The organism is Streptomyces sp. NPDC107517, assembly GCF_055582645.1.
Map to the genome: position 1 here is coordinate 1 of NZ_JBVJPM010000078.1, position 7425 is coordinate 7425.

At 68.0% G+C, this 7425-nt stretch carries 7 protein-coding genes and 2 pseudogenes; all 9 read right to left on the minus strand.

What is annotated here, in order from left to right:
- Positions 1-225 precede the first annotated feature (225 nt).
- Positions 226-957 carry an HAD family hydrolase gene (locus ACZ67T_RS45915; protein ID WP_469992985.1) on the minus strand — a complete coding sequence of 244 codons (732 nt, stop codon included), beginning with the start codon at positions 955-957 and terminating at the stop codon, positions 226-228.
- Positions 958-1002: 45 nt separating this feature from the next.
- Positions 1003-2086 (minus strand): annotated as a pseudogene (locus ACZ67T_RS45920) (IS256 family transposase); the annotation flags it as partial.
- Between the two features lie 186 nt (positions 2087-2272).
- Positions 2273-3426 (minus strand): annotated as a pseudogene (locus ACZ67T_RS45925) (UDP-N-acetylglucosamine--N-acetylmuramyl-(pentapeptide) pyrophosphoryl-undecaprenol N-acetylglucosamine transferase).
- 116 nt (positions 3427-3542) lie between these two features.
- Complete coding sequence (locus ACZ67T_RS45930; protein WP_469992987.1) at positions 3543-4118, minus strand: hypothetical protein; 576 nt, start codon at positions 4116-4118, stop codon at positions 3543-3545.
- A gap of 225 nt (positions 4119-4343) precedes the next feature.
- The gene (locus tag ACZ67T_RS45935) at positions 4344-4709 is read right to left on the minus strand and encodes a hypothetical protein (protein WP_469992989.1); all 366 of its coding nucleotides are present in this window, start codon (positions 4707-4709) and stop codon (positions 4344-4346) included.
- Positions 4710-5224: 515 nt separating this feature from the next.
- Positions 5225-5557 carry a hypothetical protein gene (locus ACZ67T_RS45940; protein WP_469992991.1) on the minus strand — a complete coding sequence of 111 codons (333 nt, stop codon included), beginning with the start codon at positions 5555-5557 and terminating at the stop codon, positions 5225-5227.
- Positions 5554-6024: a DUF6247 family protein gene (locus ACZ67T_RS45945; RefSeq protein ID WP_469992993.1), complete on the minus strand. Its 471-nt coding sequence runs from the start codon at positions 6022-6024 to the stop codon at positions 5554-5556. The genes ACZ67T_RS45940 and ACZ67T_RS45945 overlap by 4 nt, the downstream gene beginning before the upstream one ends.
- A gap of 61 nt (positions 6025-6085) precedes the next feature.
- Positions 6086-7030, minus strand: a complete 945-nt coding sequence (locus tag ACZ67T_RS45950; protein WP_469992995.1) for a hypothetical protein — start codon at positions 7028-7030, stop codon at positions 6086-6088.
- Positions 7021-7224: an IS3 family transposase gene (locus ACZ67T_RS45955; RefSeq protein ID WP_469992997.1), complete on the minus strand. Its 204-nt coding sequence runs from the start codon at positions 7222-7224 to the stop codon at positions 7021-7023. Before ACZ67T_RS45955 ends, ACZ67T_RS45950 begins: the two co-directional genes overlap by 10 nt.
- Positions 7225-7425: the final 201 nt, after the last annotated feature.

Here is a 7425-nt window from a genome sequence, read left to right on the forward strand (position 1 = left end):
CAACTCCGAAACCCCGGTCACCGCAGCCGTCCCGGCGCACGCGCACGGGGGAATCGAGGATGTTCCGGAGCCCGTGATCGCCACTGGCCCGGCAACGTCCTCGCAGGCCGGCGACCGGGACGCGACCGTCACGGCCGGACGAGGCTGCGGCGCGCGCCGCAGCCCCAGGAACAGGCGGATGAGGAGTAATAGTCAAGACCTGTGGATCAAGTCCTTAAGGGCTTGTCAGGCATTCGTGGGTGATAGGTGGTCGGGAAGGTCGGTGAGCCGTTCGATGCGGAGGACCGTCTCGTCTGCCGTCGGCGATGGTCCACCGGTGACGAAGTCGATGCCGCGGTCCAGCCAGATGCCAGTCAGCCCGGCCAGGGCGGCTGCGTTCACGTCGCTGCTCAGCATGTCGCCCACGTTGACGGCCTGCGCGGGGTCCGTCTGCATCCGCCGGCAGGCGGCGGCGTAGGCGACGGGCTTGGCCGCACCGAGCTCGGTCGGGGTCAGAATGGCTTCGAAGTATTCGAGGAGGCCGAAGCGGGCGAGCTTGGCGCGCTGCTGCTCGGGGTCTCCGTTGGTGAGAACCGCCAGACGCGGTCCTCGGGGAAGCCGTTTCAGGGTCTCCAGGCAGGGCTGGACATCGGGATAGCACCGCCAGGACTTCTCGAACACGGTGAGGTAGCGCTCGGCGATCCAGGCGTCCAGAAGGCCGGGACTATCAGGAACCGGCTCGCCGAGCATCGGCAGGAAGGAACGGAGCCTGCGTCGGTGGTGCTCAGCGAAGGAGCACTGACCGGCCAGGTACTCCCGCATGTGCCGCGCCTCCAGCGTCCACCACAACGTCACCAGCTCCTCTGGTGGAGCCGTCGCGTTCGGCGCGGCCTGGACGATCTGGCCGATCGTTTCCAAGACCGCGCTTCGGTGATCGACCAGGGTGCCGTCCAGATCGAAGAAAACCACATCCGCCATGGGAGGATCATCTCGCAGTGAACCGCGTGACTCGGCCTCGGATCACTAGGCGGCCGCTGCCTGTTCGTCGGGGCGTTCGACCAGTTGACCGTTTTCGAAGCGGGCGCCGGATCGGACGAGGGCAACCAGGTGGGGTGCGGTGACTGCCCGCCAGCGGGCCTGGGCGGCCTCGGCGAGCTTGAACACCATCGCAAGAGCAGCTGCCGAGCTGCCGGCACCGCGGGTCACCTTCGTCCGGAGTTTCACCGTGCTGAAGGTCGACTCGATGGGATTCGTGGTCCGCAGATGGATCCAGTGCTCGGCGGGGAAGTCGTAGAACGCCAACAGCTCGTCCAGGTCGTCGGTGATCTTTCCGACGGCCTTGGGCCATTTCGCGCCGTAGGTCTTCTCGAAAGCGCGGACCGCCTGCTCGGCATGGTCGCGGTCCTGGGCGTTGTAGATCTCCTGCAGGGCCTTCTTCGCACCGGGCTGCGCCGACTTCGGCAGGGCGTTCGACACGTTTCGGAGCTTGTGAACCCAGCACCTCTGGTGCCTGGCCTGCGGAAACACCTCCGCCAGAGCCCGCCACAGACCCATCGCGCCGCCCCCGACGACCAGCGCCGGATCCTTCATGCCGCGTCTGCGGCAGTCCCGCAGCAAGTCGGCCCACGACTCCGTGGACTCCCGCAGCCCTTCGGCCAGCGCGATCAGTTCCTTGCTGCCGTCCAGGCGCACGCCCATCAGAACCAGGACGCAGGAGTGGGCCTGACCGAGGCGGACCTTGGGATGGACACCGTCGGCCCACACGTAGACGTAGTCGCTGTCGGACAGGGCACGGTGCTGAAAGGCTGCATGGTCGTCCTGCCACTGCTTGGCCAGCCGGTTGAGTCGCGGCCGACAGTCCGGCGGCGGAGCCGAGGAACCGCTCGAGCGCGGGCACGAAGTCACCGCCGGACAAGCCGTGCAGGTAGAGGAGAGGCAGAACCTCGCTGATCTTCGGGGACTTGCGGCACCACGGCGGCAGGATCTTCGAGGAGAACCGCTGCCGTTCACCGGTAGCCTCCTCGACACGGCGGTCGTCCACCCGCGGGGCACGGACCTCGATCCGGCCGGCGGCCGTGGTCACCGTACGGGGGCGGTGATGACCGTTGCATGCAGTCGGATCCTGCGCGGCGCGGACACCGCCATGTACAAAGTCAAAGAAGGGCGGGTGACCTTTCCATACCTCGCGACGCAGGCCGACGCGTACGCGGACACCGCCAACGGCCGCCGCGTCGGCCGTCGTGGGACGCACCTTCTGACGCGTTCCGCGTGATCATCGAGGAGGGGCCACTCACTACCTGCCCTGGCCCCCGGCGACGGACAGCACCAGGTCCGTCAGCTGTTCAGCCGCATCGGGACGGCCGTGCGCACGAGCGCGCCCGGCCATTTCGGTGCGCTTGGCCTCTTGCGCGAGCAGCGGAGCCACGGCTTCGCGCAACCGCTCAGGTGTCACGTCACCGATCAGGGCGACCGCGGCTCCCGCCTGTTCCAGATGGGCTGCGTTGTACGCCTGCTCATTGCCGGCCGAGGTAGCGGGACCAGCACAGACGCCTTGCCCAGCGCGGTCAGCTCGGCGATGGTGCCGGCACCGCTGCGTGAGATGACGACGTCGGCCAGTGCGAGCACATCGGGCAGCTCCGGGCCCACGTAGGCGGTGAGATGGTGGCGTCCCGCCAGCTGCGGCGGGAGGCCGCCCGTATCCCGGCGCAGCCCTTCGACATGGTCGGGGCCGCACTGGTGGATGACATTTGCGTGACTGAGGAGCCACGGCAGGAGTTCCTTGACGAGGGTGTTGATCTGCAAGGAACCCTGAGCCCCGCCGGTGACGTAGACCGTGGGCAGGCGACGGTCGAACCCGCTCAGCCCCAGGGTCCCGATGACCTTGTCCGCCTGCCCGGTGAAGACCTCTGGGCGCACCGGGTTGCCGGTGACCACGGCCCTCGCGCGTACGGCTTCGGGCAGCAACTCCAGCGTGGACGCCGAGGACACAGCCACCGCCGTCGCGGCGCCGGCGAGCGTCTTGTTCGCCAGCCCCAGCCGCACGGTCTGCTCGTGCACCACCAAGGGGCGGTGGCACAGCCGGGTCGCAGCCACACCCACCGGCACGGCGACGTATCCGCCCGTGGCAAGGACCACGTCCGGCGCGAACCGTGAAATGACCTTCCGGGCCTGGAACACGCCGAGCGGGACGCGCCCCATATCTTTCACGTTTGCGGGCGAGGCGAGCTTCAGGGGATTGCTGGAGCGCCTGATCTTGCCGACGGCGACCGAGGCGAAAGCGATCCCCTCTTGTGCGGCAACGCGTGATTCCAGGCTGTCTGCCGCACCCACCCACAAGACTTCGAGCGTCCGGCCAAGTTCGGCAAGCCGACCGCGCAGGGTACGTACCGCAGTGAGGGCCGGATACGTGTGCCCGCCCGTACCTCCGCCCGTGACGATCAGCCGCAGAGCCCGTGGTGCTGCGCCAAGGGTATGCGGAGATCGGTTGCCGTCGTGGTCCACGCAGAAGCTCACAATCTTGCCGTGCGGGCCTCAACCCGCCAAGACGAGGAACAGCGCGGAGGCTAGCAGGCCGTCCCCTGCCTCAGCGTGGTGTCTGTGCGCTCACTGGCGTGCCGTCCGTTGCAGGTGCCGAAGCCAGCAACGGCGTGGTCTGCGTCGCCGAGGTCGAGCCAGCAGCGTCCGGCGTCGGCGTTGACGTCCGCGATCGACATCCAGGAGACGACAGGGGGTGTTTCCTGGGGGCGCATCCGTTCCAGTTCCCTCTCGGCGGACGCCAGTGCGCGCCTGGTACCTGGACGGTCGTGGAGTACTGCGCAGGCCCGTGCCTGACGTACGTCGAGGAGCGAACGGACAGCCGGTGTGCGGGTGCGGGAGCGGGCATGTTCCAGGATGCGGACTGCGTCTGCGGGCCTGGAGAGCCAGGTGGCCTGGTAGGCGAGGTCGGAGAGGGCGACGGCGGCCAGGTTGCGGTCTCCGGCCTGGTGGGCGGCGTGGACGGCGGCCTGCCAGTGGCGTTGGGCGTCGGCATGGCGGTCGGCATCGAAGCGCAGCCAGGCGGCGCAGTGTGCGAGGTCGGCGACATCACCGATGCCGCGCTGATGGACGACCTGGTCGCGGGCAGCGACGTGGTGATCCATGCCGCTGCCCTGGCGGATGTCGCGGAGTGCACGCGTAACCCGGGCGTCGAGTGAGGTTCTCGTGACGCTTTGTGCAGATAGTGTGACCGCGTTCCGACAACACTTACCTGTGGGGGGGTCCGGTGCACCGAAGATCCATCCAGATTGTCCTGGCCCTACTCGCATTGTGGGTGGGGCTACTCAGTCCTACCGCCGCGTCCGCTGACACGTCCGGCAGCCAAAGTGTCACTTTCCCGATCCGCCCGGCTTGGGAATCTCCTTCTCCCGAACCGGCAGCGGACAGAACTCACGGGCCTTCAACTGCGCCCGCAAATCGGCCAGAAACGCCTCCGCGCCGCCCTCCTTCTCCGTGATCCGCCGCACCGTGCGGCGATCCACTCCAGGGGTGTTGGCACCGACGTTGCCCGCGACCCGTTCCCACGCCTCAGCGAGGAAACACGGATCGTGGATCAGGTTGTACAGATCATCGAAAGAACGGCCGGGTTCAGCCGTCGCCCAACGGTGAAGCTTGGTCTGCATCTCCCGTACCCGATGCCACGAACCCGCCGTGGAAACCGGAGCCAGGCCATTCACCCTGGCATCTTCAGGCATTGCAACCCCTCCTTGCGACTCTTGCTGCCGCCCTTCCCCATGTGACCGGCTTTCCCGGACTCGGAGTGCTACGGCGGCTCCGCCCCGTTCCGGACCGGTCGGCAGACGACGCGCTCAGCCCGGTCATCCACGCTGGATGCGCGGCCCTGGGCGGGACCGGAACGGTTCCCGTGTTCACTGATGGATCGTTCGTAGTGGTAGGCATCCGGCTATACCCCCGCGACCTCGCCACGGTTACGCCGCAGACATTCGCCGTGGCCTCCAGCAGCCGTGAAGTCAGGGCCACCGAAGTTCTCCGCCCGTAATCGCTGAGCGGAGATGCATCGCAGCCAGCCCATATCCACCAGGTTCGAGCTGACGGGCAACTTAGGGGGCGTCACACACCGGTTTCTCGCGTATACCTCCACCACTCGCTTGCCGGACCCGAACCATCTGGCGGTGCTGGTCACGCCCCGGCTTTGTCAGGGCTGCTTCCCGCCCTCCCCGGCGTCTCCCGGATCGGGCTGCCCTCAGCTTCAGCACCCTGCTGCGACAGGGCACCGGAGAAGGTCTTGCACCTCCTCACAATCCATCAGCGCCTCACGGCGCACGACCTCGATCTGCCAGCGGTCCATCGTCTCGCCGCGGTGCCGGCCGCGGGACAGTTCACCCTTGAGCTGGTGATGGCGCTCGGTGCGGGCGGCCGGGGCCGGATCGGTCCGCATCAGGTGCCAGGCGGCGCGGGTGTTGCCCGCGGCCTGGGCACCCAACTGCTCCCATCCCTTGGCGGCCTCGCCGTGGGCGAAGCGGACGTCCCACTCATCGGGGCCCGGCGGCGGAGCGGCGTGCTCTCCGCGCTTGGGGCTCACGCCGCGGTTCCGGGCTCGGGCACCGGCCCGTAATCCTCACCCGAGTCGGTGGTCAGCGCAGCGTAAAGTTCGGGATCCGCGTGCACCTCGGCGGTATGCCGCCACTCGGTGAGCAGCTGGGCGACGCCGGCGGTGTTGTCCAGGGAGGTTGCGGCGCCGAGCGCGTCGACCAGCTCGACGGAGAAGGCGCGCACGTCGTGCGCGGGGAGATAGCGCACCCACGGGAACGTCGCAGGCAGCACATCCAGGACCAGGGCGCGGCCCTGCGCAGTGCGCATCATCTCCACGAACATCCGGCTCGTCGCGCCCATCACCTCCAGGTCCTGGCCGGCCCGCGCGGCGGTGGTCAGCACCAGGTCCTCGTCATCACGGCGGCGCAGCACTATCCGCCGCGTGCCCCGCAGGTTCGCCAGCGTGGCCTTGGGCTTGTTCAGCAACTCCGAGAGAGTCAACTCCAGCACGCTCATGACTTGAAGCTTAGTTGACAAGTCCGGGTTTCGCGCGGTCTCACGCCGTCGTGCCCCGGCCTCAGCGCTGCTCAAGGCTCCGCCAGTATTCGAGGTTGGTGCGGAGGACGCCGATGTCGGTGTCGTCGAAGCCCACGGCGTGCAGGTCATGCTCCAGCAGGCCGGCGTAGGCGGCAGCGGTCCCGGACGCGTCCCCGGCCTTTGCCCGAAGTGTGGCGAGGAACCACCAGGTGGTGAGGGTGTCAGGGTGGCCATGGCCGAGGCTGCGCTCCAGGTGAGCGAGCCTGGCCTCATAGGCGGGAAGCGTGTTGGGATGGTCGGGGCTGAGCACGGGGGCGTGGGCGATCAGCGGCCCGCCGGGGACGGCCGTGGCCTCTTGCGGCGGGTTCGCGGTCTCCCGCCGCCACTGGGCGAGGCTGCGGCGGGTCAGTTCGGTCAGGACGTGGTCATGGCCCAGCAGACGCTCCTGGTCCGCGAGCAGTGAGGTGAAGGCGGCGACGGCTCCCGCCACATCGCCCTCTTCCCCCCGCAGATGGGCAAGTTCGTAGCGGGTGTCCAGGACCTCCTCGTGGTCGGGGCCCAGCACACGTAATTCTTCGAGGAACAGCGTGACGAAGGCGGCAGTGGCTGCCGCCCGGTCCCCCGACTTTCGCCGCACCTGCGCCAGGTTGTGGCGGGCGGCGAAGGTGGAGGGGTGCCCGGGCCCCAGGGCCCGCGTCATGTCGGCGATCACGACGCGCAGTTCGGCCATGGCCGCAGGGGCGTCGCCACCGGCCGCGAACCGCACCATGACGACGGTGACCCGGGCGGCAAAGGTGTTCTGGTGGCTGGGCCCCAGCTCGCGCTGAATGGTCGCAAGCTGTTCCTCCAGCACCGGTAGGGATGCAGCGGCACTCGCCGGGTCCTGCCACATCTCGTTCTCGGTCAGATAGCGGTCGGCCAGCCCGGGCAGGTGGGCCGGCCGATGGCGGCTCGCCTGGGGCAGGAGGTTCTCAATCAGGTGCAAGCGCCAGCTGTTGGTTCGGTCGTCGCCTGGTCGGCGTAGTGCTTCTCCTCGAACTCGATCGGGCTGAGGAATCCGAGACGTTCCTGGATGCGGCGGGAGTTATAGAAGCCGTCGATGTACTCGAAGAGGGCGAGGTTCGCCTCGGCCCGGGTGGTGAAGGCGCGACCACGCAGGCCCTCGGTTTTGATGAGCATCCAGAGGTTCTCCGCGAGGGCGTTATCGTACGAGTCCCCGACTGAACCCATGGATGCCTCAACTCCCGCTCGCATCATCCGAGTTGTCAGCTTGATGGACGTATATTGACCAGGTTCAACCAGTGGATGCAACACCGGCTTATTTCATCGATAGTAGATGGTCGTTGAGGGCTTCGGCGGGTGTCTTCCAACCGAGGCTCT